Source organism: Halioglobus sp. D3-4 (genome assembly GCF_055809315.1).
The window spans coordinates 4,582,278-4,607,278 of sequence record NZ_CM147907.1; the positions used below are offsets into that span (position 1 = coordinate 4,582,278).

The window sequence follows — 25,001 nt, forward strand, 5'->3', positions numbered from 1 at the left end:
CGCTGCTTGCTCGCGGCGTCATGATTGGCGGCTGGTCGATGGGTCCTGACAGCGCCCGTCCTGGCAGGCGCAGCGCGTCCAGGTCTCACTCTCCAGATGGTAGAGCGACATCGCGCCGTTCCAGACACAGCCGGTATCCAGTGCGATTGCATTGGGTTCGCCGGATGCCCCGGCAAGTGTCGCCCAGTGGCCGAACAGGATGCGTTCGTTGGCGCTTTTGCGCTGCGGGTGGCTGAACCATGCGGCGACTTTCTGGTTTGCGAGATTCGCCACACCCGGTGTCGGGCTGCTGTCCTTGCTGATCAAATCCAGCGTGCCGTCGGCTGTGCAATAGCGCATGCGCGTGAGGTAGTTGGTGATGCACCGCAGCCGTTCCATACCGCGCAGATCGTCGGACCAGCGCGCCGGTTCGTTGCCATACATGGCTTTGAGAAACGCCACGCAGTCTGCGCTGCGCAGTGCGGCTTCCACCTCACTGGCATACCCCAGCGCCTCCAGCACCGTCCACTGCGGTGGAATGCCCGCGTGTACGAGGGTGTGGCCGTGCTCGTGGTGTATCAGCGGTTGCTGCACCAGCCAGTTCAGCAACTCCTCGCGGTCGGGGGCCTCCAGTATCTTGTCCAACGTATCGGAGCGGCTGGGATTGCGCACACCGGCAGCAACCGCCAGCAGGTGCAGGTCGTGATTGCCCAATACCACCACCAGGCTGTCTCGCATTTTGTACAGAAAGCGCAAGGTCTTTAGCGATTTCGGGCCGCGGTTAACGAGATCGCCCACCGACCACAGCACATCCTTGGCAGGATCGAACTCAACCGCGCGCAGCAGGCATTTCAGCGGTTGCAGACAGCCCTGGATATCTCCAACGACATAGGTGCTCACGGCTTGTCCTTCACGAATCTAATTGAGCGCTGTCGGCGTGTGCAGGGAAAACATACGCACCGGCACCTCGAAGGTGGGAAGCTCGGCTGGGTCAATTTCCATCGGCTCGCGCACGACCATAGAGTAACTGCCCTCCATGCATCCCACCGGCGTGGTCAGCGTAGCGCCACTGGTGTAGCGAAACGAGGAACCGGGCTGTATCACGGGCTGCTCCCCGACCACGCCTTCGCCGCGCACCTCCTGCACGTCGTTGTCGGCGTCGGTGATAATCCAGTGGCGCGATAGCAGTTGCACCGGAAAATCCGATTCATTGCCAATGGTGATGGTGTAGGCGAATGTGTACTGATTGTCCTCCGGGCTTGAGTGGCTCGGCAGGTAGGTGGTGAGGACGCTGACACTCACCAGGGACGGATCAAACGGCATTCTGGGCATGGAGGGCGTTGGATATCTCTATAAATTGTGGCAGTTCCAGGGTCTCGGCACGGGCGCCGGGGTCGATGCCCAGCGCTTCCAGCCGAGGACTAGATATAATCTCTTTCAGGTTGTTACGCAAGGTTTTGCGACGGTGCGCAAAAGCCGCCTTGACCAGCGCGCGCAGATGCGCCTCATCGCACGCTGGCCAGGGGGACTCCGCCCACGGTGTCAGCCGCACAATGGCGGACTGTACTTTGGGCTCTGGACGAAAAGCCGTGGGCGGCACATCAAACAAGTGCTCTACCTGACAGTGATACTGCGCCATGATGCCGAGTCGGCCCCAGTGTTTGGACCCCGGTGTGGCCGCCAGGCGCTCCACGACCTCGCGCTGCAGCATAAAGTGCATATCTGCAATGATGGCGCAGTTCTGCAGCAGTTTGAAAATCAGTGGTGTCGAGATGTTATACGGCAGGTTGCCCACTACCCTCAGCGTGCTGTTGTCGCCGGTCCCCTCCCGGGCTTTATTGAGTAGCGCATTGAAGTCAAAATCCAGCGCATCGGCATTGTGCAGCGTAAAGCCGGGCTTGGTGCAGAAGGCTGCCAGTAACCCCGGTACCAGATCCCTGTCCAGCTCAATCACATCCAGTTTGCAGCCGCTGCTGATCAGGGATTCTGTCAGTGCGCCCTGTCCCGGGCCAATTTCCACCAAATGCTGTTCAGGGCGGGGCTGCACAGCCGCCGTGATGGCATCGATAATCGACGCATCGTGGAGGAAGTTCTGTCCGAAACGCTTGCGCGCGCGATGTTTTTGCTGAGGCCGGTTCATGTCTGCCATTGTAACGGTTGATGCAGGCTTGTGAACTGTGCACTGGTTCAATTGCGCTGGTTTTTGTTACACTCAGCCACCTTTCGAATACTAAGACAGGACTGTCTCCCCCTTCATGTCCTTTACACAATATTTACGTCTGGCCGATACAATGGCCCGCATGGCGCTCAGAGCCGACGCTGCCCGCTATTTTCTCGGCTATATATGGTGGGTGCTCGAACCCCTATTGTGGGTAGGCGTGTTTTATCTGGTCTTCGTGGTGTTGCTGGGTTCGCGCGAACCGAACTTCCTGATATTTCTCGCTACCGGTAAGTTGGCCTTCGTCTGGTTTTCAAAAACAGTGTCGCAAGCTTCCAACAGCATCATCAACGGTCGGGGGCTTGTCGGCAAAATCAACGTGCCAATGACGCTGTTTCCGATGGCGGTTGTGCAGGAGGGCCTGTACCGCCAGATATCCGTGTTTATCATGCTCGCAGCACTGCTATTGAATGACGGTTATGCCATCACACCCACCTGGTGGTATCTGGCACCGCTGTTGCTCGTCTATTACATTTTGATTGTCGCCTGCTCGTTTGTCGGTGCCTGCCTCGTGTGTATTGCGCGCGACTTCAGCCAGCTGATCACACTGGGTGTGATGTTCCTGCTGTTCATGTCGGGTATATTCTGGGATGTGCGCAATTTGGAACCGGACAAGGCTCAGATGGTGATGGACTTTAACCCGCTGGCTTTTATTCTGGATGCATTCCGTCAGATCATGATGCATGACACCCCGCCAGACATGGTACATCTGGCGACGATAGGCGTCGGCTTTGGTGCCCTGCTCTGTCTGATGGTGCTGCTCATGCGTGGCGGTAGCCATTATCTCGCATTGAAGGCGCTGACTTCATGAGCAACGAAAACAAACCCGTTCCGGCTGTGCCCGATGACGACATACCGGCTGTGGCCGATGGGGCCGTTGAACCGGATCCCGTCGACAGGCTCGCCATGCTCGAGCTGGATAATGTTTCGCTGAGCTACCACGCGAAGAAACAGTCGTTCGACCATGGCACACATCACGTATTGAACGAGGTGACGCTGCAACTTTACGAGGGTGAAACCCTGGGTATTATCGGTCGCAATGGCGTGGGCAAAACCACGTTGCTGCGCCTGATGGCAGGTATTATCGGCCCCACCCACGGCAAGGTGCGTATACATCCCGGCAAGTCGGCGTCGTTGCTGACGCTCGGCCTCGGCTTCAAGGCGGATTTATCGGGCCGCGACAATGCGCTGCTGGCGGCTATGCTGCAGGGGTCCTCGCGCAAAGAAGCTAAATCCTTTCTGCCGAACATCAAGGAATTCTCGGAGTTGGGTGACTCCTTCTACGAGCCGGTAAAAGACTACTCTTCGGGCATGCGCGCCAGGCTGGCGTTCACCACCGCACTGATGACGCATGTCGACATTTTGTTGATCGATGAAATTCTGAGTGTGGGCGATGCGCATTTCAGGGAGAAGGCAGAGAATGCGATGAAAGGCCGTATCACCGGTGGCCAGACTGTGGTTTTTGTGTCGCATATGGCCGAGCAGGTCAAAAAATTGTGCACCCGGGTGGTCTGGCTGGATAAGGGCCGGGTTGTCGCTATGGGTCCTGCGGCAGAGGTGGTTGACGCCTACGTCGCGCATATCAAAGAGGCGCGTCTGGCAGCGAAAGAGAAAAACGTTATCGCCAATAATTAGCGCGTGATATTCCGGCTCATTTGGCAGGCGATAGTGAGTGCCTGCTCCAGGCTCTGCCAGTCAGCTTTGCCGGTACCGGCCAGATCCAGCGCCGTTCCATGATCCACTGATGTGCGGATGATGGGCAGCCCCAGCGTAATATTGATCGCCCTGCCAAAGCCGGAGTACTTCAAGACCGGCAGCCCCTGATCGTGATACATCGCAAATACGGCATCGCAGTTATCCAGCACTTTTGGATTGAAAGCGGTATCTGCCGGTAGCGGCCCCTGCAGCTGAATGCCCTGTGCGCGCAGTTGCTCCAGCACCGGAATCACGATTTCGATTTCCTCGCGCCCCATGTGGCCGCCTTCCCCTGCGTGGGGGTTGAGGCCCAGCACCGCGATGCGCGGTTGCGGGATGCCGAATTTATCCTGCAGATCACGGTGCAAAATAGTTAGCGTCTGCAGCAGTAGTTCCGGTGTAATGGCCGCGGGCACATCCCTGAGCGCGAGGTGAGTGGTGGCCAGCGCGACCCGCAGTTCCTGCGTCGCCAGCATCATCACTACCTGATCTGTTGCCGTCTCCTCTGCGAGCAATTCGGTGTGCCCGATAAAAGGGATGCCCGCGTCATTGATGACGGACTTTTGCACAGGACCGGTTACCATCGCCTGCCAGATGCCCTGCATACAGCCCCGTACAGCCTGCTGCAATGTGGCGATGACATAGGCGGCGTTGGCCGGATTGAGTGTGCCTGCGATCGCCGGTGTGGACAGCGACACCGGGTGGACTTTCAGTGTGCCGGCGCGCTGTGCCTGTGCCGGTTGATCCGGTATCCAGGGCTGCAGATCTATGGGGATTTGCAGGGCCTGCGCGCGTTGTTGTAACAGTGCGGGGTCGGCGATCACCACCAGTTCGGCATCCCAATCCTGCTGTGCTGCGCGCAATACGATATCTGGGCCGATCCCCGCCGGTTCACCACTGGTGATGACGATGCTGGGAACGGTCATTCGCAGTCTGCCTATTTGATATCGACGAACGCTTCATCGCGGATCTGGCGCAGCCAGGCGTCCAGCTCCTCCTGATACTTGCGATTGTGCACATGGTCCATGGCTTTGGCGCGCGAGGCCTCGTTGGTCATATCCTCGTCCCGACGGCCCTCTACCTTGATGATATGCCAGCCGAACTGCGTGCGCACAGGTTGCGAGATCTGGTCGACGGCGGTGTCGTCCATCGCCACTTGAAATTCCGGTACCATTTGTCCGGGCGTTGTCCATCCAAGTTCGCCGCCTTCCTGTGCAGAACCGATATCTTCGGAATACTCCCGGGCGAGCTCGCCGAAATCATCACCTGCCAGCGCCCGCGAGCGCAGCTGTGCCACCAGTTCGCGCGCCTGTTCGTCTGTCATGATTTCTGAGGGTTTTACCAGAATGTGACGCGCTTTGGTCTGGGTGACGACCTGATCCATACCGCGTTCGCCCTCCAGATAAATAATGTGGAACCCGCTCTCCGAGCGCACCGGATCAGCGGTTTGCCCGGGTTTCAGTCCGGGCACAATGTCGATGAATAGCGAGGGCAGGTCATCCAGTTTGCGCCAGCCCAGATCACCGCCGCTGAAAATATAGGGCTGATTGCTGGACTGCACCACTTTCTGGAAACTTTCCCCTCTGCGAATGCGGCTCATAACCGCGTCGACCTGGGCGGTAGCGGCGGCGATGGTTCGGTCGGAGGCGTCGGCATCGATTGGCATCAACGCGTGCAGCACGTGAAATTCAGGTTGGTTCAGCGCCTGGCCTTCCTTGGTGGTGAGGAAATTCCCCACTTCCTGCTCTGTGATCTGAATGCGTTGATTGACGTTACCGGCCTGTACACGCTGAATGATCATTTCCCGCCGCACCTGCTCGCGCACTGCCTCATAGGACTGCCCTTGTTGCCCAAGTACCTGCTGGAACTGATCCAGCGACATACGATTCTGGGCGGCAATGCGCTGCAGGGACTGGTTGAGCTGTTCGTCGGAGATGCGCACACCGGCGCGCGTGCCCATTTGGATCTGGATGCTTTCGAGTATCAGGCGGTTCAGGGTGTCGCGGATCAGTTGATCCTCTGGTGGCAGCTCCATCTTCCTGGCTTTGAGGTTGGCGCTCACGGCGTTGACGCGCTCGCGCAACTCGCTGGCCATAATCACGTCGTCATCGACAATGGCCACTACCTGATCCACGATCTCCGTTGCCGCCTGCAGGCTGGGCGCGATAAGCATGGCACCTGTCAGGGCGGCAGATAGTAGTAGTGTCCTAATATTCACGATCGCTGAAACCTCGAATCATTTCTTGCATGACATTGGTAATCCGGTTGCCAAAGCCCCCCATGCCTTTCAGCAATATTTGAAACTGTATGGATTTTTGTCGTTCCAGATCGGGGTCGCTGAAGTCAATGAACGCGGCACCGTTCACGTTATTGTAGTAGCGCAGGTGTACCAGGCGCATTCTCCAGCAGCAGCTATCATATTCGACACCGACCAAATCCTCCACGCTGAGGTCATCCTCCAACGAGTAGTTGATCGAGCCAAAAATACTCCAGTTGTTGTTCAGAGGCAGATAAGTGCTTGCGTTGACTTCGTCTGTCTGCGGTTGCGCCTCCGAAACCAGGTTACGGCGATAGGCATAGCCCAGGTTGAAGAGGGCGTCATTGTCTGTCTTGTAGCTGGCGATAATAAAGCCGGACTCCGCATTGTTCTCGCGGTGATCCCAGACCAGGCTGGAGCGTATGCCAAAGTTCTCATTGGGAATAAAGCTCAGCTCTCCGGCAATGCCTGAGCTGGAATCGGTTTCCGGTTCTGTATTAAATCCCAGCAGGACCTCGCGATCTTCGAAATAGTAAATCTGGCCGATACTGGCACTCAGCAGGTCGCGGCCTGTCTCAGGGTCGATGTAACGGGTGGTCACGCCAAGTGAGACCTGGTTGGCGTCATCGATCCTATCGTGCCCGGAAAAGCGGGTGTCGCGATACAGCGATGAATAACTGAATGTGAGGTCTGCGGTGTCGAAATCTGGCTGGCCAAGTTGTTCTTCTTTTTCGCTGTAGAGGTAGTACAGCCGGGGCTCCAGTGTTTGTATAAGGCCTTTCCCGACAATGCTGGTTTCGCGTTCGAACACCAGCCCACCATCCAGGCTGAACAGCGGTGCGCCGGCTGAGGGGCTGTCGTCGGGGTACCGATTTTCGTTCCTGTCGTCGCTCAGATCGTAGTTTACCTGTCTGTATTTTGTGGTTGGCGTGAGGAAGCCGAACGCCCACAGCATGGGGTAGCTCATTCCGGCCTCAGCGTACAGGCGCTCACCGGTGACCACATTTTCGTCGGAGCCGAAATTGGAGTACTGCGTGAGGAAAATTGGCTGCAGCTCGAACGGGGTGCCAGAGGCCCGGTACATTGTCGTGAGTTGCGGCAGTTCCTCGTAGTCGTTGTTGATGTCGTCGGCCAGTGACTGGAACTGCTGAGCGCGCAATGTGGTCAGCCAGTTGTCGCCCAGATAATCCATAGAGGCCATCTGCAGCAGGCTGGTTTTGCGCTGCGCGGTTATATTGGCGGTGTCCAGATCCTTCATATAATCGGCATCGCTGGCCTTGCTGTAATCGATTTGCGAGCGCCAGCGCTCCTGAAACAGGCCGTTCTGCTTCAGAATACCCAGCCACCGGTCGGCGCTCTTATTGTCCGGGATGTCATCGGCATATAGCGAATCGTCGTTCAGGTAGGCACCTGCGGCCAGCCACTGGCCAACCAACGGGTTCAGGTAGCGCAACTGCAATTCGTGGTCCAGCCCGCGCTCCTGAATATAGCGGGGGGCGTAGAGCGCGTCGTAATTCGGTGCCAGGTTCAAATAGAGCGGTACGCTGATGTCGAGGCCACCGTCACTATCGTTGCCAAAATCCGGCCACAGCAGCCCGGTACGGCGCCGGTCATCCAGTGGCAGGCGCAGCCAGGGCGTATAGAAAACAGGTACACCCTCCACTTCCAGCGTGGCGTTGTGGGCGGTAGCCAGGCCCTCCTCGAGGTCAACTTCCAAATCATCAGACCGCACGGCCCAATCGTGTTCGCCCGGTGGGCAATACGTGAACTTGCCATCGTGAACATGGATGATATCGTCATCGTCTCTTTCCAGGATGTCAGCGTTGCCCCGCAGGTGAGACTCATAAAACACGAACTCGGCGTCGTACATCACCGCTTCGCCAGTTCTGGAGTATATCTTGGCTTTGTCGCCCAGCAGCAAAATGCCCGGCTCGCGCATTGTGATATTGCCGATTAGTGTGGCGGTTTCATCCTTCTTGTCGAAGATGGCCTCATCACTGCGCATCTGGCGGTAACCCTGAATGGCAGTCACGTCACCGGTCAGTATCGCCTCATCTTCACGCATTTCACTGGTGTCCGCGCGGGCGTGGATATCGTTTTCTTCCGGCGCTGTGCGTTTGCTTTCCGATGCCAGCGGGTCGATGTAGCGGCCCTCGCATATCAGGCATTCGCGGTCGCGCAGGTCTTCCGGCACGGATTCCAGCGGATACCAGTCAAATGCCAAAGCCGGCACAATGGCGGCAGCCTTCTCTTCCGTGTCGCAGGCGACAGGCCTGTCGGTTTTATTGTTGGCGGAACAGTACTCTGCATTGTTATCCTGTGCCTGAGCTATCGCTGAGAGCGACAGGAGCAATCCCAGTGCAATGGCTGATGGCCGCGCCAGAGCGCGGGCAGGATTAAAATGAGGAAGGGCGTGAAAAAGTGTCATTAATCTCTGGTTGGTTCAGCAAGTCAGAGGCGAAGTCTAAAGCATCCCCTCGCTAATGTCCGTCAAATTTTGAAGCAGGAGGATAGTGTGTCACCGCGCCCGGCGCCTGAGCAACTATTACCCTGGGCGCTGTCAGTGCTCAGTATATCCGATATCGATGCCTCGTCAGCCCTCGCAGCAGTGGCTGGAGACGCCAGCGCGCGGCGCTATTTTCGTTTTGTAGCCCAGGGGCGCAACTATGTGTTGGCAGAGGCGCCGCCGGCGACAGAGAAAAATGAGGCGTTTGTCAGTGTGGCCGAGCTGTTGCGTGCTGCCGGGGTCAGGGTGCCGGCTGTGGTGGGCGTAGATTTTCAGCGAGGTTTCCTGTTACTGGAGGATCTGGGTGACCAGGTGCTATTGCCTCTACTGGACAACCATACCGCCGATAGCTACTACCAGCAGGCTTTTGAGGTTCTGGCGCTCATGGCGGCGGTGCAGGCCCCGGACGCGGGTCTGGGTAGCTACGACCGGGCACTGCTGGGCGAAGAACTGGGCCGTTTTCAGACGTGGTTCGTGCAGGAACTACTCGGCTATACCCTCGATGCGCCCGAGCAGGTGCTGCTGGATAATTTGCATACAGCGCTGATCGACAGTGCTCTGGCGCAACCGCAGGTGCTGGTGCACCGAGACTTCCACAGCCGCAACCTGATGCTCACCGGCGCCAACGAGTTGGCGGTGATCGATTTTCAGGATGCGGTGCTGGGGCCGATAACCTACGATCTCGTGTCCTTGCTGCGCGACTGCTATATTCAATGGCCTGCTGCGCAGGTGCGGAACTGGGCACTGGCCTACCGTGAACTGCTGTATTCACGTGGCCTTGCGACAGATATCGAACCTCAGCAATTCCTGCGCTGGTTCGACTGGATGGGCCTGCAGCGGCATATCAAGGTGTTGGGTACCTTTGCGCGCTTGTATCTGCGCGATGGCAAGTCTGCTTACCTCAAAGATCTACCTCTGGTGATTCATTACGTGGTGGAAATGTCGCAAAAATACGCCGATGAAGAGCCTGTATTCGCGGAATTCTACAACTGGTTCTGCCTGCGACTGACGCCGCTTATCGCGCAACAGGCATGGAGTAGAGCCGCGTGAAAGCCATGATACTGGCAGCCGGCCTGGGTGAGCGAATGCGCCCGCTGACTGACCGTACCCCCAAACCACTCCTGCGCATCGCCGGTACGCCGCTGCTGGAGCACCATATCCGTCGGCTGGCGGCAGCGGGCGTGAATGAGCTGGTGATTAACGTCTCACACCTCGCCGAGCAGATCATCGCATACTGCGGCGATGGCCGGGCCTGGGGCGTCAGTATCGAGTATTCGCAGGAGGAAATGCCACTGGAAACCGCCGGCGGCATTATCCAAGCGCTGCCCCTGTTGGGGGATGAGCCCTTTTTGGTCGTGAACGGCGATATCTGGATAGACTACCCGTTTGAGCGCCTGCTGCGGTATGCCCTGAGGCCGGACGAAACGGCCCATCTGGTGATGGTAGAGAATCCGCCGCAGCACCCGGCGGGAGACTTCGCGCTGGATGGCGGGCAGTGGGTAAGAGTGCTGCCACCCGCGGCTACGGGTTGGACCTACAGCGGTGTCGGGCTGTATTCCCCGGCGTTTTTTGCCGCAACACCCCCGGGTAAGATGCCGTTGCGGCCGCTGCTGGATGCGGCGATCGCCCGGGGCTTGTTGGGTGGTGAATCCTACTGCGGCCAGTGGCAGGATGTGGGTACGCCTGAGCGCCTGCAAGCGCTCGATCGTGCGGTGCGCGAGCAGGCCTGATGGCAGCAGCGCTGCGCCGCGCTCGATCATTGCCGATATCCAGGTGTGCAGGCGGCGTTTAGCCGCTAGAATAGCGCGCTCTAAATAGTGCCCAGCAAACTGTACGGAGTCACCGATGCCCGAATACCTGATAGCCCCCTCTATTCTCTCTGCCGATTTCGCCCGCCTGGGAGAAGAGGTGGACAACGTGCTTGCCGCCGGCGCCGACATCGTGCATTTCGATGTGATGGACAACCACTACGTCCCCAACCTGACCATCGGGCCGATGGTGTGTGCTGCGTTGCGCAACCACGGCATCACCGCCGATATCGATGTGCACCTGATGGTGAGCCCCGTCGACCAGCTTATCGGCGATTTCGCCAAAGCCGGTGCCAGCTATATCACCTTTCACCCGGATGCCTCCACACACGTTGATCGTTCGCTGCAGTTGATCCGCGATGCGGGCTGCAAATCCGGTCTGGTGTTCAATCCGCACCAGGGGCTGGATGCGCTGCGCTACGTGCTCGACAAGGTGGATATGGTGCTGCTGATGTCCGTTAACCCGGGGTTTGGCGGGCAGTCTTTCATTCCCTCGACACTGGAGAAGCTGCGCGAAGCGCGCGCGATGATCGATGCCAGTGGGCGTGATATTCGCCTGGAAGTCGACGGTGGCGTTACCCCTGCGAACATTGCAGAGATTGCGACGGCCGGTGCGGATACCTTTGTCGCCGGGTCGGCGATTTTTAATCAGCCGGATTATGCGGCGGTGATTGCCAAAATGCGGGAAGAGTTGGGGACTGTTGCGGGGCGTTGACCGGTTCTGGGACGACTGTGGGGCATGGGCGCTGTTGTCGGGCTCGATACCCCGAAGGGCCCGATCGCTCAGAGGGCTGAGATATTCGCGCTCGGACCCTTCGGGGTATCGAACCCTGGAGCTACGCGTGATTCTGGTCAAGTGCGTTTGTTCAGATGTACTCGGATCGAGTTGGGTGCGGTTCTGGGGTGTAGTCTGAGAGCGAATATCTTAGCCTTCTGAGTGAACAGGCTACACCCCAGAAGCGTACCCAACGGCCCGCAACGGCCATTTCGCCAGCTCAAGTCCGAATTACCGCTTGCCCATCCTGTCGTTATAGGAACGTGAGACTGGCTGAGAATGACGGCGCTGTTGTCGGGCTCGATACCCCGCAGGGCCCGATCGCTCAGAGGGCTGAGATATTCGCGCTCGGACCCTGCGGGGTATCGAGCCCTGGAAACTGTGCGAGATTCTGGTCAAGTACGTTTGTTCAGGTGTACTCGGATCGAGTTGGGTGCGGGTCTGTGTGTAGTCTGAGAGCGAATATCTTAGCCTTCTGAGCGAACAGGCTACACACAGACCCGTACCCAACGTCACTCAATCGCTCCCCGCAGCAAACTTCCAACAGACCCAGCAGGGCAATAATGTCGCCCCCACGCGTTGCCAACTGCCCCTCGATATGTAAAATAGACACCCCCACATCCTGGAGAACGCTGTGAAAACAGCAATGCGTAATAGCATCGGCCTGCTGTCGATGCGTGAGGTCACCCGCTGGCGATGGTAGCCAGGGCTTTTTCACGACTTTTTTACGTACCGTAGTTCTTCGAGGACCTCCCATGAAACAGCAGGATTTTGCTGCGCTTGCAGCGCAAGATTACAACCGTATCCCCGTTAGCCGCGAAGTGTTGGCTGATATCGAAACGCCGCTCAGCGCCTATTGCAAGGTCGCAGAAGGGCCCTATTCCTATTTCTTTGAGTCGGTGCACGGCGGTGAGAAATGGGGCCGTTACTCCATCATAGGCTTGCCTTGCCGCACGATGCTCAAGGTGTTTGGGCACCGCGCTGAAATCTGGGTGGATGGTGTGCTGACGGAGAGTGAGGAGGTCGCTGATCCGCTGGCGTACGCCGAGGCGTTCCAGCAGCGTTATCGCAGTGCGCCGCGCGATGATCTCCCCGTGTTTCACGGTGGTCTGGTGGGCTATTTTGGCTACGATACGGTGCGCTATGTGGAGCCGCGCCTGATGGCGGGGATGCCGCCGGATCGGCTGGGAACGCCGGATATCCTGCTGATGGTGTCCGAGGAAGTGCTTGTATTCGACAATTTGTCGGGCTCCATTCGCCTGATTGTGAACGTGGATACAGCACAGGATAACGCGCTGGAAGCAGCTGAAGCACGCCTGTCGGCGCTGGTGGCACGCCTTCGCGAGCCGATGCCGCCTTTGCCGGAAATCGCGTTGGGCGCGGCGGACAGCGTGACACTGGAGCAGCAGGCGGAATCGGATTTTACGCAGGAGATGTACGAGGCCAGCGTGGAAAAGGTCAAGGAGTATGTGCTTGCCGGTGATGTGATGCAGGTGGTGCCGTCACAGCGTATGAGTATTCCCTTCGACGCCCCGCCTCTGAATCTTTACCGCGCACTGCGCAATCTCAACCCCTCGCCGTATATGTTCTTTCTCGATCTGGAGGATTTCCACATTGTGGGATCGTCCCCGGAAATACTGGCCAGACTCGAGAAAGGCGTGGTAACGGTGCGTCCCATTGCCGGTACGCGGCGACGCGGACACACGGAAGAGGAAGACCAGGCCATGGAGGAGGAGTTGCTGGCCGATCCCAAGGAGATTGCCGAGCACCTGATGCTGATTGATCTGGGGCGCAATGATGTAGGCCGCATAGCTCAGACTGGTTCAGTGGAACTCACCGACTCGATGGTGGTGGAGCGCTATTCTCATGTGATGCACATCGTCTCCAATGTGACCGGTAAGCTGAATCCCGGCAAGTCGGCCATCGATGTGTTGCGTGCCACGCTGCCTGCGGGAACCCTGAGCGGTGCGCCCAAGATTCGCGCGATGGAAATTATCGATGAACTGGAACCAGTGAAGCGCGGTGTCTACGGCGGTGCGGTGGGGTATATTGCCTGGGCGGGAGATATGGATACCGCCATCGCTATCCGCACAGCCGTGATCAAGGACAAAAAGCTGTACGTACAGGCCGGCGGTGGCGTAGTGGCCGATTCCATTCCCGCACTGGAGTGGAAGGAGACCCACAACAAGGCCCGCGCACTGTTCCGTGCGGCTTCTATGGCTCAGGCGGGGAGGGGTGACCATGCTTCTGATGATTGATAACTACGACTCCTTCACCTACAACGTTGTGCAGTACCTCGGTGAACTCGGCGCCGACGTGCATGTGGTGCGCAATGATCAGATCACCGTGGCCGATATCGAGGCACTGGCACCGGAGAAAATTGTGGTATCACCCGGCCCCTGTACGCCGAATGAAGCGGGCATCTCCATGGAGGTGATCCGCCAGTATGCCGGCGTGGTGCCGTTGCTGGGTATCTGCCTGGGCCACCAGAGTATCGGTCAGGTATTCGGTGGCAAAGTAGTGCGCGCACGCCAGGTGATGCACGGCAAAACCTCGGCCATCTACCACAATGGCCAAGGCGTTTTTCGCGATCTTAGCCGGCCGTTCGAGGCAACGCGCTACCACAGTCTGGTAGTGGAGCGGGACAGCCTGCCGGATTGCCTCGAAGTGACCGCCTGGACACAGACAGAGTCCGGTGAGGTCGATGAAATCATGGGGCTCAGGCACCGTGAACTGGCGGTCGAGGGGGTGCAGTTTCACCCCGAGTCCATACTCACAGCGCACGGCCACGATTTGTTGCGCAATTTTCTGGAACAGTAGGGGGTCGTCATGGATATACAACAAGCCCTGGGCAAGGTCGTGGATCACATCGATCTCAGCCGCGAGGAAATGCAGGATGTCATGCGTCAGATCATGACCGGAGACGCGACCGAAGCACAGATCGGCGGCTTTCTGGTGGGCCTGCGTATGAAGGGTGAAACCACCCAGGAGATTGCCGGTGCCGCCCATGTGATGCGTGAGCTGGCCATTCCGGTGACTGTTGAGAGCCCCAATCTGGTGGATCTTGTGGGCACCGGCGGCGACGGTGCAAACCTGTTCAATGTGTCGACAGGCGCCTGTTTTGTTGCGGCGGCAGCCGGAGCCGTGGTGGCCAAGCATGGCAACCGCGCAGCCTCCAGTTCCAGCGGCATGTCGGATGTGCTGGAAGCCTTTGGTATGCCGCTGGATCTAACGCCTGATGAAGTCGCGCGATCGATCAACGAAGTGGGGCTGGGATTTATGTTTGCGCCAGTGCACCACAGTGCGATGCGTCACGCTATCGGCCCGCGCCGTGAACTGGGGATGCGAACCGTGTTCAATATCCTCGGGCCTCTCACCAACCCCGCCGGGGTTAAGCAGCAGGTGATCGGCGTCTACTCCGCCCATCTGTGTCAGCCGATGGCAGAAGTACTCAAGATGCTCGGCGCCGAACACGTGATGATCGTGCACTCCGAAGACGGACTGGACGAAATTTCCATTGCTGCCAGCACTCAGGTGACCGAACTCTGCGACGGCAATATCGAGAGCTACCAGGTTTGTCCCGAAGATTTTTCACTGCCGCGCTCCAATCTCGATGGCCTGAGCGTAACGAGTGCGACCGCCTCCGCGGAGTTGATTCGCCAGGCGCTGGCTGGCGAAGAGAACGAGGCGGCGCAGAAAGCCGCCGGCATGCTTGCCCTGAATGCCGGCGCCACCATTTACGTTAGCGGTATCGCAGCTACCCTCGCCGACGGCGTGGCCATGGCCGAAGATGCACTGGCGAGCCGTCTGGCACAGGAAAAGCTGAAGCAGTTTATTGATTTCACACAGTTGATGCGCGGGCAGGGCTGAATCGATGGCACGCAAGCCCCCGACTATTCTGCGCGAAATTCTGGCGCGCAAAGCCGAAGAGGTTGCCGAGCGCCGCTCTGCACAGCCGATGAGCAGTCTTGAAAGCCGTATCAGCGAACAGAGCGCCGCTCGCGGATTTTGCGCCGCCTTGCAGCAGCGCACCAGCCAGGGTGAGCCCGCCGTCATCGCCGAAGTCAAAAAGGCCTCGCCCAGCAAAGGCATCATCCGTGAGGATTTCCATCCCGCGCAAATCGCTGTGAGCTATCAAGACGGCGGCGCCAGTTGCCTCTCCGTGCTCACAGATAAGGATTTTTTCCAGGGCAGCGAAGCTTATCTGCAGCAGGCGCGTGAGGCCTGCGAACTGCCAGTGTTGCGCAAGGACTTCACCATCGATCCCTATCAGGTCATCGAGGCCCGAGCGATAGGCGCCGATGCCGTACTGCTGATCGTCGCCGCGCTGGCGGATGACCAGATGCAGGAGTTGATGCATGCCGCCACCGAAGTCGGCGTCGATGTTTTGGTAGAAGTTCATGATCGGGCCGAACTGGAGAGGGCCCTCGAGTTGCCGACCTCGCTGATCGGTATCAACAACCGAAACCTGCACACCTTCGAAACCTCTCTCTCAACGACCCTGGATCTACTGCCGCATATTCCCGATGATCGACTCGTCGTGACGGAAAGCGGTATTCACACTCCGAGTGATGTCGCGCTGATGCGCGATGCGAATGTGTTGTCGTTTCTGGTAGGTGAGGCGTTTATGCGGGCGCCGGAGCCGGGTGAGAAATTGCGGGAGCTGTTTTTCTAATCTCTGTTGCTTGATTTGCGGATTTGGACTTGGTGTTGTTTGCTGGCCGTTGGGTGCGGCTCTGCGGTGTAGCCTGTTCGCTCAGAGGGCTAAGATATTCGCTCCCAGACTACACCCCAGACCCGCACCCAACTCGATCCGAGTACATCTGAACAAACGTACTTGCCTGGAATCTCGCACAGTTTCCAGGGCTCGATACCCTGAAGGGTCCGAGCGCGAATATCTCAGCCCTCTGAGCGATCGGGCCCTTCAGGGTATCGGGCCCCACAACAGCACCGCGATAATCATTTTGCTCGTTTTTGAAAAGGTACAGACAAACAGGAATGCGAGAGATTGGTGTGTGGGCTGGCCGTTGGGTGCGGCTCTGTGTGTAGCCTGTTCGCTCAGAGGGCTAAGATATTCGCTCTCAGACTACACACAGACCCGCCCCCAACTCGATCCGAGCACACCTGAGCAAACGTACTTGCCTGGAATCTCGCAAAGTTTCCAGGGTATCGGGCCCGACAACAGCATCGCGATCCACGCCTTTCTCAGGAACTGGAAAGAAGGTTTCGCTAGCGGGTACCGAAAACCACCATGGTTTTGCCGGATACCGAAACCAGCCCATCCTGTTCCAGCGTCTTGAGTACACGACCGGCCATCTCGCGAGAGCAGCCAACGATTTTACCCAGCTCTTGTCGCGTTATCTTGATCTGCATGCCATCCGGGTGCGTCATCGCGTCGGGCTCGCGACACAAATCCAGTAGTGTGTGAGCGATGCGTCCGGAGACATCCACGAAAGCCAGGTCGCTCAGCTTGCGAGTAGTCTGTCTCAGCCGCGTACCCAGTTGTCTGGATACTGCGTATAGGATGTCGGGAAATTGACCGCGTATCTGGTGGAAGCGCTCGTAACTAATTTCCGCCACCTCACACTGCGTTTTGGCGACAACCATAGCGCTTCGAACCGATTGTTCGGCATCGAAAAGCCCCATCTCCCCGACAAAATCGCCAGGGTTCAAATACGCTACTACTAGCATATGGCCGGGCTCAGATTCGTCCTCTACCATCACAGAAACGGAACCGTCGAGGATAAGGTAAAGAGAGCTCCCCAACTCCCCCTGTTTGAGCACGACGCTCTTGGCCCGATAATCCTTGCGCTGACAGTGTCGCAAGAAATTTTCTACGTTGGGTAGATTTTTGGTTATATGTGGCTTGAGCAAGTGACTAACCTCCTATAATGCCATTTATTTTGCCTCATACTAACCTTATCGCGCGCTAAGTAAAATGTAACTTGTTGTGCTAAGCTGCGGCGGCTTTTTTAAGAGGAAAGGTCGGTCAATGAAAGCGACAGTAAAGTGGACAGATGGCGCGATGTTCGTCGGTGAATCCGGCAGTGGACATACAGTGGTGATGGATGGCCCGGAAGATCTCGGTGGCCGTAACCTGGCAGCAAGGCCGATGGAGATGCTGCTGTTGGGCACAGGTGGGTGTTCTATTTACGATGTCCTGAGTATGCTAAAAAAATCGCGGCAGCAGGTGGTCGACTGTCGCGTAGAGATCGACGCAGAGCGGGCCGATGCAGTACCGGCAGTGTTTACCCGTATCAACATGCACTTTATCGTCACCGGGGTCGCGCTTAAGGAAAGCCACGTTAAACGGGCGGTGGAACTCTCTGCAGAAAAATACTGCTCGGCCTCCATCATGCTGGGTGCAGCCGGCGTGGAAATAACCCACAGTCACGAGATCGTCGAGTTCACGACTTCGCTCTGAAGTTTTCCGCGGTGCCCGTCAACAGCCCTGCACTTCACTGCAGTTCCCAATCCAGACTAAAGCACCATCATGGTGCGCGGCTGCTTGCCAAATCTGCTGCGATTTTTATTGGGGTGGGAGTCATGGCTTAGTTTATTTCTGGCCGTTGGGCGCGGGTCTGCGGTGTAGCCTGTTCACTCAGCGGGCCAAGATATTCGCTCTCAGACTACACCGCAGACCCGCACCCAACTCGATCCGAGTAAACCGGAACGAACGCACGGCAGTGGAATCACGCGCAGTTTCCAGGGCTCGATACGCCGAAGGGTCCGAGCGCGAATATCTCAGCCTTCTGAGTGATCGGGCCCTTCGGGGTAGCGGGCCCGATAACAGCGCGACACTCCGCATCAGTTCCTTACCCAGACAAAAGTACCATCATGGTGCGCTGCTGCTTGCCAAACATGTTGCGATTTAACTACGGGTAGGAGTCATGCCTTTGTTTTTGCTGGGCGCGGGTCTGCGGTGTAGCCTGTTCGCTCAGCGGGCCAAGATATTCGCTCTCAGACTACACCGCAGACCCGCACCCAACTCGATCCGAGTAAACCGGAACGAACGCACGGCAGTGGAATCACGCGCAGTTTCCAGGGCTCGATACGCCGAAGGGTCCGAGCGCGAATATCTCAGCCTTCTGAGTGATCGGGCCCTTCGGCGTAGCGGGCCCGACAACAGCGCGACGCTCCGCATCAGTTCCTTACCCAGACAAAAGTACCATCATGGTGCGCTGCTGCTTGCCAAACATGTTGCGATTTAACTACGGGTGGGAGTTGTGGCTTTGTTTTTGCTGGCCGTTGGACGCGGGTCTGCGGTGTAGCCTGTTCGCTCAGCGGGCCAAGATATTCGCTCTCAGACTACACCGCAGACCCGCACCCAACTCGATCCGAGTAAACCGGAACGAATGCACGGCAGTGGAAGCACGCGCAGTTTCCAGGGCTCGATACGCCGAAGGGTCCGGGCGCGAATATCTCAGCCCTCTGAGTGATCGGACCCTTCGGGGTAGCGGGCCCGACAATGGCATCACCAGCCCGCCAGCTACACAAATTCACCGCCAGAAAAACGCCAGGGACAGAGAGCGTCAGATCTTGTAACTGGTGCGCGTCATAAACTTGGAGACTTTACTCATCGCTTCTTTCGCGCGAAGCGGAAAGTCGGTACCTCCAGCCGCCAGTGCTTTTTCGCCATGCCGCTGCTCGTCCACCAGCATTTGCTGCAGGATCAACTGGGACTTGCGGTCCTCGTCGGGCAATTGCTTGAGGTGGTCGTGGAGGTGGCTGCAGACTTGCTCTTCTGTGGCGGCAACAAAGCCGAGGCTGACCTTGTCACTGATGGCGCCAGCGATGGCGCCGAGCGCGAAAGACATACCGTACCAGGCCGGGTTCAGGTAGCTGGTGTGGCTGCCCAACTCGCGCAGGCGTTGCTCGCACCACACCAGATGGTCAATCTCTTCCTGCGCGGCCTCCGACATTTCCTTGCGTACGGTGGGTAGCTTGGCCGTCAGTGCCTGGCCCTGGTACAGCGCCTGCGCACAGACTTCCCCTGTGTGGTTGACCCGCATCAGGCCCGCTATGTGTTTGCGTTCAGATTCCGAGAGCTCAGCATCGGTATGGTCTTGTGCCGGTGAGGGCCGGCGCGCGTGGTGGCCGCGGTTGGTGATGGTTTTCATCACTGAGTCCGCTTCGCTGATCAGTTTGTCCAGCAGGGAGAGGCGGCGCTTTGGCATAGTGTGGCTCCTGCGCGAGTCCTTGTATTGACGATTGCGACCCTAACTATAGCGCGCTATAGCTCGCCAACCAATGTCCCGCCGTAGGGTCATACCATCCCAACTGATTTTGTCCGCAGCGCGGTAACAGGCGGCCTGGGCACTGGCGATGTCACTGCCCAACGCCGTCACACACAGTACGCGGCCGCCGCTGGTGACGATGTCATCCCCGGAGCGAGCGGTGCCGGCGTGGAACACCTTGATCGCTTTATCCTGCTCGGCGTCCAGCCCATGTATCGGCAAGCCCTTGGCGTAGTCGCCTGGGTAGCCGCCGGCGGCCAGCACCACACCAATGGCGCAGCGCTCATCCCACTGCGCTTCAACCTGATCCAGTGTGCCGTCCAGTGCGCTGTTGCATAGGCTCACCAGATCAGACTGCAGGCGCATCATGATGGGCTGGGTTTCGGGATCGCCAAAGCGACAATTGTACTCGATAACGCGCGGCTGACCCTCGGCATCTATCATCAGGCCGGCATACAGGAACCCGGTGTAGTCATTGCCTTCGGCAGCCATGCCGGCCACCGTCGGCAGAATCACCTGATCCATGACCCGCTGGTGTACAGCGGCATCGACCACTGGCGCCGGGGAATAGGCGCCCATGCCGCCAGTGTTGGGGCCAGTATCGCCTTCACCGATACGCTTGTGATCCTGGCTGGTGGCCATCGCGAGGACATTTTTACCGTCAACGATCACGATGAAGCTGGCCTCCTCTCCCGGCAGGAATTCCTCGATAACAACCCGGCATCCCGCCTTGCCAAAGGCGTTGCCAGACAGCATATCGGTGACGGCCGCTTCTGCCTGTTCCAGTGTCACTGCCACAATCACACCTTTGCCGGCGGCCAGGCCATCGGCTTTTACAACGATGGGAGCACCTTGCTCGCGCAGGTAATCCAGCGCCGGTTGCAGTTCTGTAAAATTGGCATAGCTGCCGGTGGGAATATTGTGGCGCGCGAGAAAGTCCTTGGTGAAAGCCTTGGAGCCCTCCAGTTGTGCAGCACCCTTACTGGGTCCGAAGCAACGCAGGCCGCGTGCCTGGAAAAAATCGACAACACCTTCCACCAGCGGCGTCTCCGGCCCGACAATCGTCAGGCCCACCGCATTCTTCTCGGCAAAATCCGCCAGCGCCGAAAAGTCCATCGCGTCGATGGCCACATTTTCCAGTCCGGCATCTCCCGCAGTGCCGGCGTTTCCGGGTGCGACGTAAACCGTTTCAACGTTTACCGATTGCGCGGCTTTCCAGGCAAGCGCGTGCTCGCGCCCGCCGCTGCCGATGATCAATACATTCATACTAATCCCCTGTTATGAACGGCACTCAATTTCTCTCGATAGTGGTGAGGAGGCTGTTGCGTGGTTTTGGCCCGTTGGGACCGAGCGAGGCAGGAAGCCGGGGGCGGCCTCCCGCAGCTCGAGCCCCCATGGAGGGCCCGCCCCTGTTTATGGGCATGGGTTTACGGCGTGTCCCGCTGTGACACAGCCACGCATCTGCCGGGCATCCAGCAAGAGTAGACACCACAATCCTTAATGTCGGAAATGGCGCATGCCGGTAAACACCATCGCCATGCCATGCTCATCTGCCGCCGCAATAACCTCTTCATCGCGAATCGACCCACCCGGCTGAATCACCGCTGCGATACCTGATTCGCCGGCACTGTCGATACCGTCGCGAAATGGGAAGAAGGCATCGGATGCCATCACCGAACCCTTCACCTGCAACCCGGCATGATCAGCCTTGATAGCCGCAATACGGGCTGAATTGATACGGCTCATTTGTCCTGCGCCGACACCGACAGTCTGGCCGTTAGCCGCATAAACAATGGCGTTGGATTTAACGAACTTGGCAACCTTCCAGGCAAACAGGAGGTCCTGCCACTGCTGCTCGGTGGGTTGCAGTTTGCTGACCACGCGCAAGTCCTCGCGGGTAATCATGCCGAGATCGCGATCCTGCACCAGCAGGCCGCCGTTGACCCGCTTATAGTCCAGTGCCGGGCTGCTCGCCGTCCACTCGCCACAGGCCAGCAGGCGGACATTCTTCTTGTCCGCGACCAGTGCAGCGGCCTCATCGCTTACGCTCGGAGCGATAATCACTTCGACAAACTGGCGCTCGACAATACTCTTGGCCGTCTCGGCGTCCAGTTCACGGTTGAATGCGATGATCCCGCCAAAAGCAGATTCCGTATCGGTGGCAAAAGCCAGGTCATATGCCCGGCTGATAGTCTCGGCAACCGCCACACCACAGGGGTTGGCGTGCTTGACGATCACACAGGCTGGCTGCTCAAAGTTTTTGACGCACTCCAGTGCCGCATCGGTATCGGCGACATTGTTATAGGACAGTTCCTTACCCTGAATCTGGCGGGCGGTGGCGATACCGGCCTCAGTGGGGTTAGCTTCCACATAGAATGCGGCCTGCTGATGCGGGTTCTCGCCGTAGCGCATTTCCTGCATCTTGTGAAACTGGGTATTGAAGGTGCGCGGAAAGCTGGCTGAGCCGCCGGGTACCAATGTGCCGAAGTGGTTGGCGATAGCACCATCGTAGGCTGCCGTGTGCTCATAGGCCTTTATCGCCAGATCAAAGCGGGTTGCCAGAGAGGTGCTGCCGTCATTGGCCTGCATTTCAGCGAGGATGCCGCTGTAATCGGTAGCGTTGACGACGATATTGACGAAGCGGTGGTTCTTGGCCGCCGCGCGCACCATGGTGGGGCCGCCGATATCGATATTCTCGATGGCATCTTCCAGCGTGCAGTCGGGTTTGGCGACGGTGGCTGCGAAGGGGTAGAGGTTGACCACGACCATGTCGATGGCGGCGATACCGTGCTCTGCCATCACGCTGTCATCCTGCCCTCTGCGACCGAGTATGCCGCCGTGCACTTTGGGGTGCAGGGTTTTTACGCGGCCATCCATCATTTCGGGGAAACCGGTATAGTCCGCCACTTCGGTGACGTCCAACCCGGCCTCCTGCAGCAGGCGATAGGTGCCGCCGGTGGAGAGCAGTTCTACGCCCATCTCGCGCAAGGCAGTAGCGAATTCGGTTATGCCCGATTTGTCGGAGACGCTGATAAGGGCGCGATTGATCTTTACCAAATCATGTTCGTTCATTGCAATATCTACCCTAGTTCCGTTCGGAGATCAGGTTGTACTGCTTGAGTTTTTTGCGCAGCGTACCGCGGTTCAGGCCCAGCATGATCGATGCTCGGGTCTGGTTGTTGCGGGTGTAGGCCATGATCTCTTCCAGCAGCGGTGCTTCAACTTCCGCCAGAACCATCTGGTATACGTCGCTGGACAGTTGGCCGTCCAGCTGCTCCAGATACTCGCGCACTGCTGATGTCACGGCCTCGCGCAAGTTGCTGGCTGCCGGTGTCGGCGGTGTGTTGATATCGTTGGCGGCGGTCAATTCGCCAGCCGCGCTGGTTTGGAGGGATTCGGCCCTGATCATGCTGCGAGTTCCTTTTCGTATTCGATTTCTGACAGCTGTTGTATGAAGTGTAGCTGCTCTTGTGGATATGCAAGTCGATTGAACTGTTTTCGCTGTGAAAGTGCGTCGCCTCTGGCATTCAGGTACCAGCTGACATGCTTGCGCGCGATACGTACGCCCATGAAATCACCATAGAATTTATGGAGCTCAGTGACGTGGCGGTGGAGAATTCTCATCTGCTCATCAGCGCTGGGCGCCGCTGGTGTTGTGCCAGACTCCAGGTACGTCGCAATCTGACCGCACAACCAGGGCCTGCCCTGGGCGGCCCGACCTATCATCACTCCGGCCGCGCCGGTATGTGAGATGACAGCTGCGGCCATCTCGGGCGAATCGATATCGCCATTGGCGAATACCGGAATATCGGCGGTGGCAACGATCTTTGCGATGGTGTCGTATTCCACCTCGCCGGTGAAGGCACAGGCGCGGGTTCGACCGTGCACAGCCAACGCCGCGATACCGGCATCTTCTGCAATACGGGCGATGGTCGGGCCGTTTCTGTGAGCGGGCGAACTGCCGGTGCGGATCTTTAGCGTGACAGGCACGTCTACCGCAGCGGTAACCGCTTGCAGGATGGATGCCACCAGCGACTCATCTGCCAGTAGGGCAGAGCCGGCAGCTTTGCGGCAGACCTTCTTGGCCGGGCAGCCCATGTTGATATCGATAATCTGTGCGCCGTGTTCAACATTGTAGCGGGCGGCCTCGGCCATCTGCATTGGATCGTTGCCGGCGATCTGTACTGATCGCGGTGCGATTTCATTATCGTGTTGGCTGCGCCATTGGGTCTTGGGCGAATTGCGCAGGCGGGGATTGGCGCTGATCATTTCCGACACTACCAGGCCCGCACCGAATTCGGCACACAGCCGACGAAACGGCAAATCGGAAACACCCGCCATCGGCGCCAGAGCGACGCGATTGGGCAATGTGTAAGGTCCGATACTGAGCATTGGATGCCATCTGAAGAAGGTAATGAAAAAGAGGCGGTATGATACTCGCTCGCGGGAAAGTGTGGAAGGAAAGCCGCATAAAAAACCAGCGGAGCAGGGTATAGAGCGCTGCCTGGTATATGAATACGCCCAGCCGTCGCGGCGGTGGTCAGTTTGAAATGGCGGCTGTCGCGTCCGGTTTCTGTATTAGTAGGGGATTACTGTCCCGGGTATATCCCGCGCAGGCACACCCAGCCATCCTTTTCTGCAACGATGGCAATGGGCATACGATCAGCGTAGTGCTCGCACAGCACCTGCGCCTGATTTTTCAGCAGGCCAGAGAGCAGTAAGGTGCCGCCCGGCTGTAGAAAATTGATCAGCGTTCCCGAAAGTTCCATCAGCGGGCCGGCCAGGATATTGGCAATCACCAATTCGGCCTTTCCTGTCCAGTGCGCCTGGTTCACATCCTGTGGCAGCTTTACCGTCAGTCGCTGCGCGGCAATCGCATTGCGGGCAGCATTGTCGGCACATGCCGTCAGTGCCTGGGGGTCATTGTCGACGCACAGTGCGCGTGCGGCGCCCAGTTTGAGTGCGGCGGCCGCGAGTATGCCGGAGCCGCAACCGTAGTCAACGATAGTCTGGTTCTGGAGGGACATACCCTCGAGCTGAGCGAGACACAGGGCGGTGGTGGGGTGTGTGCCGGTGCCGAAGGCGAGGCCGGGATCCAGCATCAGGTTGACTGCGCCGGGCTCTGGTGGCTCCAGCCAACTGGGGCACACCCAGAGGCGCTCGCCAAACTGCATGGGCTGGTAGCGCTGCATCCACTCCCGTTCCCAATCTTTGTCCTCCAGGATCTCCACGCGCGCGTTTCCGGTTTTGCGCAGGTGTTCGGGGAGTGCCTGCAGGACACGTTTCATATCGGAGTCTGCAGGGTAGAGGCCGGTGATGCGGGTCAGATTCCACAGGGGCGTTTCACCCACACCTGGTTCCAACAGTGGCTGATCGGCATTGTCCTCCAGTGTGACGGCCACGGCGCCGCTGGCGAGCAGCTCATCTTCCCATTCGGAGATCTCGGCGCGCTGCGCGTCCACGCGCAATTGCAGCCACGTCACAATGGCGCTCGCAGCGTATGCGAGAGACAGACGACAATTATGG

23 protein-coding genes are annotated in these 25,001 nt (G+C 58.3%); 10 read left to right on the top strand and 13 right to left on the bottom strand.

The window, feature by feature from the left end; translation table 11 throughout:
- Nucleotides 1–18: 18 nt before the first annotated feature.
- Genes AC0L6S_RS20290 through rsmA form a run of 3 tightly spaced genes read right to left on the bottom strand, consistent with a single transcriptional unit; the run spans nucleotide 19 to nucleotide 2,119 of the window.
- Complete coding sequence (locus AC0L6S_RS20290; protein ID WP_473425929.1) at nucleotides 19–879, bottom strand: symmetrical bis(5'-nucleosyl)-tetraphosphatase; 861 nt, start codon at nucleotides 877–879, stop codon at nucleotides 19–21.
- An 18-nt stretch (nucleotides 880–897) separates the two neighbouring features.
- Nucleotides 898–1,311 (bottom strand): Co2+/Mg2+ efflux protein ApaG, encoded by a 414-nt coding sequence (gene apaG, locus AC0L6S_RS20295; protein WP_473425930.1) that lies wholly within the window; start codon nucleotides 1,309–1,311, stop codon nucleotides 898–900.
- A complete protein-coding gene (gene rsmA / locus AC0L6S_RS20300) occupies nucleotides 1,292–2,119 on the bottom strand; it encodes a 16S rRNA (adenine(1518)-N(6)/adenine(1519)-N(6))-dimethyltransferase RsmA (protein ID WP_473428653.1) in 828 nt (275 codons plus the stop codon). The genes apaG and rsmA overlap by 20 nt, the downstream gene beginning before the upstream one ends.
- A gap of 115 nt (nucleotides 2,120–2,234) precedes the next feature.
- Here rsmA and AC0L6S_RS20305 point away from each other — a divergent pair, with 115 nt between their 5' ends.
- Nucleotides 2,235–3,008, top strand: a complete 774-nt coding sequence (locus tag AC0L6S_RS20305) for an ABC transporter permease (RefSeq protein ID WP_473425931.1) — start codon at nucleotides 2,235–2,237, stop codon at nucleotides 3,006–3,008.
- Nucleotides 3,005–3,832, top strand: coding sequence for an ABC transporter ATP-binding protein (locus AC0L6S_RS20310; RefSeq protein ID WP_473425932.1), 828 nt, complete (start codon nucleotides 3,005–3,007; stop codon nucleotides 3,830–3,832). Before AC0L6S_RS20305 ends, AC0L6S_RS20310 begins: the two co-directional genes overlap by 4 nt.
- On the opposite strand, the gene pdxA is transcribed toward AC0L6S_RS20310, so the two are convergent.
- From pdxA to AC0L6S_RS20325, 3 genes are read right to left on the bottom strand one after another with little or no spacing between them, the layout of a single operon-like run.
- A complete protein-coding gene (gene pdxA, locus AC0L6S_RS20315) occupies nucleotides 3,829–4,818 on the bottom strand; it encodes a 4-hydroxythreonine-4-phosphate dehydrogenase PdxA (protein ID WP_473425933.1) in 990 nt (329 codons plus the stop codon). The two genes, AC0L6S_RS20310 and pdxA, sit on opposite strands and share 4 nt — an antisense overlap.
- Before the next feature lie 11 nt (nucleotides 4,819–4,829).
- On the bottom strand, nucleotides 4,830–6,110 hold the full coding sequence (locus AC0L6S_RS20320; RefSeq protein ID WP_473425934.1) for a peptidylprolyl isomerase: 1,281 nt from the start codon (nucleotides 6,108–6,110) through the stop codon (nucleotides 4,830–4,832).
- Nucleotides 6,100–8,577 (bottom strand): LPS-assembly protein LptD, encoded by a 2,478-nt coding sequence (locus AC0L6S_RS20325; RefSeq protein WP_473425935.1) that lies wholly within the window; start codon nucleotides 8,575–8,577, stop codon nucleotides 6,100–6,102. The genes AC0L6S_RS20320 and AC0L6S_RS20325 overlap by 11 nt, the downstream gene beginning before the upstream one ends.
- A gap of 87 nt (nucleotides 8,578–8,664) precedes the next feature.
- Between AC0L6S_RS20325 and AC0L6S_RS20330 the strand changes: the two genes are divergently transcribed.
- The 7 genes from AC0L6S_RS20330 (at nucleotide 8,665) to trpC (ending at nucleotide 15,913) form a co-directional block, all read left to right on the top strand.
- Nucleotides 8,665–9,705 carry an aminoglycoside phosphotransferase family protein gene (locus tag AC0L6S_RS20330; RefSeq protein WP_473425936.1) on the top strand — a complete coding sequence of 347 codons (1,041 nt, stop codon included), beginning with the start codon at nucleotides 8,665–8,667 and terminating at the stop codon, nucleotides 9,703–9,705.
- Nucleotides 9,706–9,710: 5 nt separating this feature from the next.
- Nucleotides 9,711–10,385: an N-acetylmuramate alpha-1-phosphate uridylyltransferase MurU gene (gene murU / locus AC0L6S_RS20335; protein WP_473428656.1), complete on the top strand. Its 675-nt coding sequence runs from the start codon at nucleotides 9,711–9,713 to the stop codon at nucleotides 10,383–10,385.
- Between the two features lie 115 nt (nucleotides 10,386–10,500).
- Complete coding sequence (rpe, locus tag AC0L6S_RS20340) at nucleotides 10,501–11,178, top strand: ribulose-phosphate 3-epimerase (RefSeq protein WP_473425937.1); 678 nt, start codon at nucleotides 10,501–10,503, stop codon at nucleotides 11,176–11,178.
- A gap of 815 nt (nucleotides 11,179–11,993) precedes the next feature.
- A complete protein-coding gene (gene trpE / locus AC0L6S_RS20345) occupies nucleotides 11,994–13,496 on the top strand; it encodes an anthranilate synthase component I (protein WP_473425938.1) in 1,503 nt (500 codons plus the stop codon).
- Nucleotides 13,480–14,058, top strand: a complete 579-nt coding sequence (locus AC0L6S_RS20350) for an anthranilate synthase component II (protein WP_473425939.1) — start codon at nucleotides 13,480–13,482, stop codon at nucleotides 14,056–14,058. Before trpE ends, AC0L6S_RS20350 begins: the two co-directional genes overlap by 17 nt.
- Nucleotides 14,059–14,067: 9 nt before the next feature.
- On the top strand, nucleotides 14,068–15,108 hold the full coding sequence (gene trpD, locus AC0L6S_RS20355; protein ID WP_473425940.1) for an anthranilate phosphoribosyltransferase: 1,041 nt from the start codon (nucleotides 14,068–14,070) through the stop codon (nucleotides 15,106–15,108).
- Nucleotides 15,109–15,112: 4 nt separating this feature from the next.
- Nucleotides 15,113–15,913: an indole-3-glycerol phosphate synthase TrpC gene (gene trpC, locus AC0L6S_RS20360; RefSeq protein WP_473425941.1), complete on the top strand. Its 801-nt coding sequence runs from the start codon at nucleotides 15,113–15,115 to the stop codon at nucleotides 15,911–15,913.
- 554 nt (nucleotides 15,914–16,467) lie between these two features.
- On the opposite strand, the gene crp is transcribed toward trpC, so the two are convergent.
- Nucleotides 16,468–17,112: a cAMP-activated global transcriptional regulator CRP gene (gene crp, locus AC0L6S_RS20365; protein ID WP_473425942.1), complete on the bottom strand. Its 645-nt coding sequence runs from the start codon at nucleotides 17,110–17,112 to the stop codon at nucleotides 16,468–16,470.
- A gap of 118 nt (nucleotides 17,113–17,230) precedes the next feature.
- On the opposite strand from crp, the gene AC0L6S_RS20370 reads away from it, so the two are divergent.
- Nucleotides 17,231–17,662 carry an OsmC family protein gene (locus tag AC0L6S_RS20370; protein ID WP_473425943.1) on the top strand — a complete coding sequence of 144 codons (432 nt, stop codon included), beginning with the start codon at nucleotides 17,231–17,233 and terminating at the stop codon, nucleotides 17,660–17,662.
- Nucleotides 17,663–18,770: 1,108 nt separating this feature from the next.
- On the opposite strand, the gene coq7 is transcribed toward AC0L6S_RS20370, so the two are convergent.
- The 6 genes from coq7 to prmA form a co-directional block, all read right to left on the bottom strand.
- Complete coding sequence (coq7, locus tag AC0L6S_RS20375; protein WP_473425944.1) at nucleotides 18,771–19,415, bottom strand: 2-polyprenyl-3-methyl-6-methoxy-1,4-benzoquinone monooxygenase; 645 nt, start codon at nucleotides 19,413–19,415, stop codon at nucleotides 18,771–18,773.
- 42 nt (nucleotides 19,416–19,457) lie between these two features.
- Nucleotides 19,458–20,741 (bottom strand): phosphoribosylamine--glycine ligase, encoded by a 1,284-nt coding sequence (gene purD / locus AC0L6S_RS20380; RefSeq protein ID WP_473425945.1) that lies wholly within the window; start codon nucleotides 20,739–20,741, stop codon nucleotides 19,458–19,460.
- A gap of 231 nt (nucleotides 20,742–20,972) precedes the next feature.
- Nucleotides 20,973–22,547, bottom strand: coding sequence for a bifunctional phosphoribosylaminoimidazolecarboxamide formyltransferase/IMP cyclohydrolase (gene purH, locus AC0L6S_RS20385; protein WP_473425946.1), 1,575 nt, complete (start codon nucleotides 22,545–22,547; stop codon nucleotides 20,973–20,975).
- Between the two features lie 13 nt (nucleotides 22,548–22,560).
- Nucleotides 22,561–22,884, bottom strand: a complete 324-nt coding sequence (fis, locus tag AC0L6S_RS20390; RefSeq protein ID WP_473425947.1) for a DNA-binding transcriptional regulator Fis — start codon at nucleotides 22,882–22,884, stop codon at nucleotides 22,561–22,563.
- Entirely contained in the window at nucleotides 22,881–23,867 is a 987-nt protein-coding gene (gene dusB / locus AC0L6S_RS20395) for a tRNA dihydrouridine synthase DusB (protein ID WP_473425948.1), read from the bottom strand. Before dusB ends, fis begins: the two co-directional genes overlap by 4 nt.
- 197 nt (nucleotides 23,868–24,064) lie before the next feature.
- The gene (gene prmA, locus AC0L6S_RS20400; protein WP_473425949.1) at nucleotides 24,065–24,958 is read right to left on the bottom strand and encodes a 50S ribosomal protein L11 methyltransferase; all 894 of its coding nucleotides are present in this window, start codon (nucleotides 24,956–24,958) and stop codon (nucleotides 24,065–24,067) included.
- Nucleotides 24,959–25,001 lie beyond the last annotated feature (43 nt).

What these genes read in the sequence shown, in the direction of transcription:
- apaG (WP_473425930.1), bottom strand. Translation starts at nt 1,311, where the DNA reads ATGCCCAGAATGCCGTTTGATCCGTCCCTGGTGAGTGTCAGCGTCCTC.
- rsmA (WP_473428653.1), bottom strand. Translation starts at nt 2,119, where the DNA reads ATGAACCGGCCTCAGCAAAAACATCGCGCGCGCAAGCGTTTCGGACAG.
- AC0L6S_RS20305 (WP_473425931.1), top strand. Translation starts at nt 2,235, where the DNA reads ATGTCCTTTACACAATATTTACGTCTGGCCGATACAATGGCCCGCATG.
- AC0L6S_RS20310 (WP_473425932.1), top strand. Translation starts at nt 3,005, where the DNA reads ATGAGCAACGAAAACAAACCCGTTCCGGCTGTGCCCGATGACGACATA.
- pdxA (WP_473425933.1), bottom strand. Translation starts at nt 4,818, where the DNA reads ATGACCGTTCCCAGCATCGTCATCACCAGTGGTGAACCGGCGGGGATC.
- AC0L6S_RS20325 (WP_473425935.1), bottom strand. Translation starts at nt 8,577, where the DNA reads ATGACACTTTTTCACGCCCTTCCTCATTTTAATCCTGCCCGCGCTCTG.
- murU (WP_473428656.1), top strand. Translation starts at nt 9,711, where the DNA reads ATGATACTGGCAGCCGGCCTGGGTGAGCGAATGCGCCCGCTGACTGAC.
- rpe (WP_473425937.1), top strand. Translation starts at nt 10,501, where the DNA reads ATGCCCGAATACCTGATAGCCCCCTCTATTCTCTCTGCCGATTTCGCC.
- trpE (WP_473425938.1), top strand. Translation starts at nt 11,994, where the DNA reads ATGAAACAGCAGGATTTTGCTGCGCTTGCAGCGCAAGATTACAACCGT.
- AC0L6S_RS20350 (WP_473425939.1), top strand. Translation starts at nt 13,480, where the DNA reads ATGCTTCTGATGATTGATAACTACGACTCCTTCACCTACAACGTTGTG.
- trpD (WP_473425940.1), top strand. Translation starts at nt 14,068, where the DNA reads ATGGATATACAACAAGCCCTGGGCAAGGTCGTGGATCACATCGATCTC.
- trpC (WP_473425941.1), top strand. Translation starts at nt 15,113, where the DNA reads ATGGCACGCAAGCCCCCGACTATTCTGCGCGAAATTCTGGCGCGCAAA.
- AC0L6S_RS20370 (WP_473425943.1), top strand. Translation starts at nt 17,231, where the DNA reads ATGAAAGCGACAGTAAAGTGGACAGATGGCGCGATGTTCGTCGGTGAA.
- coq7 (WP_473425944.1), bottom strand. Translation starts at nt 19,415, where the DNA reads ATGCCAAAGCGCCGCCTCTCCCTGCTGGACAAACTGATCAGCGAAGCG.
- purD (WP_473425945.1), bottom strand. Translation starts at nt 20,741, where the DNA reads ATGAATGTATTGATCATCGGCAGCGGCGGGCGCGAGCACGCGCTTGCC.
- purH (WP_473425946.1), bottom strand. Translation starts at nt 22,547, where the DNA reads ATGAACGAACATGATTTGGTAAAGATCAATCGCGCCCTTATCAGCGTC.
- fis (WP_473425947.1), bottom strand. Translation starts at nt 22,884, where the DNA reads ATGATCAGGGCCGAATCCCTCCAAACCAGCGCGGCTGGCGAATTGACC.
- dusB (WP_473425948.1), bottom strand. Translation starts at nt 23,867, where the DNA reads ATGCTCAGTATCGGACCTTACACATTGCCCAATCGCGTCGCTCTGGCG.